Here is a 1,642-nt window from a genome sequence, read left to right on the forward strand (position 1 = left end):
CTCGTCCCGGCACTTGAGGACGTGGGCGGCCCGGTTGACCACCTGCAGGTTCGGCGCGCCCCAATAGGCGAGCAGCTCCGGCCAGGGACGGGTGCGGTGCTCCCGCCAGACTTGGTAGAGCGGCAGGGCATGATCGACCTCGGCTGTGCGCAGCAGCCGCTTGCCGGAGGTCGCGCAGCGGTGCCGCTGGCGGAGCTTCAGCGCCCGGACCTGCGCGTGCGGGGCGAGCCAGAACTTCCAGGCCGTGACACAGGCCGCATGCCAGCCGGCCCGGGCGTTGGGCGCGCCGCTGCCCCAGAGGTCGCGGTGCCAGCCGAACCGGTAGACCGGCTGGCCGCAGATGCAGCAGGTGCCGCGGCCGCGGACGAAGGCCGGATCGCGATAGGGGGCGGGCGGTGTCCGGAAGCTGCCGGCGCGCACCTCGCCCGTGCCGTCACGGCCGAGCTCCCACGTCCAACCCGCCGGCGTGCCGGAGCGGGCCGCCAGGGCACGGGCGAGCCGGTCCGCCCGGAGGACGTGGTTGCGCCAGTAGCTCTCGACGGCGAGCCGCGGCGTCGGCGGGATCAGCGGTCGCGCCAGGGCATGGCGAAGGACCTGTACGGGGAAGACCGGCGGCAGCGCCCGCGCCAGCCGCGCCCGGGCCTGCCCATTCCGAAGGGTGCGCCACTGCGATGTCGTCATGCCGCGCCGGTGCTACCAGACGACAGTCCGGCCGACGATGACCCTGCGGCCACAGGGCGAGGCGAGTCGGGGCAGAATGTTTCCCGTGAAACATCGGCGGCCTTCACCGTGCCGGGAGCGACCGGCACGACGGCCGGATCGGCATCACGCTTTCGGAATTGAGCCGCCCAAAAATCTGCCTCAATGTAGCACAACGCTGACCGTTCGGCGGATGACGACTGATATTGGTCATCGTTCAGAGATCCGGGCTGAAGGGCCGGTCATACGGGTGGAGCGCGGCATGGCATCGTTCGGGCGGGTGGCGGCGGCGCCGCTCTGGGTGGCGCAGCTCGCCACGGGGGCGAAGTCCTTTGTCGACAATCCGATCCTCGGCTCGGAACGGCTCAACCGGGCCGGCCTGCACACGCTACGGGTACGGCTCGCCCACGCCATGGCGGGCCTGCGCCGCCGCCAGCTCGCCCATCTCGTGAGCACGCAGGACCGGACCGACTTCGCCCGCGACGGCTTCATCAGGCGAGCCGACTTCATGCCGGCCGACCTGCACAGGGCCGTCTACGCCGAGGTCACCAGCGTGGCCGCCGAAGGCCGCGAGCAGGTCCAGGGCGACACCGTCACCCGCCGCATCCCCCTCGACCCGGAGACGTTGAAGCGGATGCCGGCGATGCGCCAGCTCCTGGCGATGCCGGATTGGAAGAACCTGCTGCGCTACGTGGCGAGCTTCAACTGCGAGCCGATCCTGACCGTGCAGACGATCCTGTCGCACGTCACCGACGCGCCGCCGGACCCGCAGACCAACTTCCACATCGACACCTTCCATCCGACCATGAAGGCGTGGCTGTTCCTCACCGACGTCGCCGCCGACGAGGGGCCGTTCACCTACGTTCCGGGCTCGCACCGCCTGACCAAGCGGCGGCTCGCCTGGGAGCGGCGCACCGCCATCAACGCGGCGTGCGGCGTCGAT

General features: G+C 71.3%; 2 protein-coding genes (1 of these 2 cut by a window edge). One reads left to right on the plus strand and one right to left on the minus strand.

Going from position 1 to position 1,642, the window contains the following annotated elements; genetic code table 11:
* On the minus strand, positions 1-681 hold the 5' portion of the coding sequence (locus MKK75_RS01565; protein WP_244040875.1) for a hypothetical protein. The gene continues 87 nt to the left of window position 1, outside the view; 681 of the gene's 768 nt are visible here — the first part of the coding sequence; the start codon lies at positions 679-681; the stop codon falls past the left edge of the window.
* Positions 682-961: 280 nt separating this feature from the next.
* On the opposite strand from MKK75_RS01565, the gene MKK75_RS01570 reads away from it, so the two are divergent.
* Positions 962-1,642 (plus strand): phytanoyl-CoA dioxygenase family protein (locus MKK75_RS01570; protein WP_244040876.1); only part of this gene is annotated, 681 nt, incomplete at its 3' end.

Origin of the sequence: Methylobacterium sp. J-030 (assembly GCF_022829545.1) — a bacterium.
Classification (GTDB): domain Bacteria; phylum Pseudomonadota; class Alphaproteobacteria; order Rhizobiales; family Beijerinckiaceae; genus Methylobacterium.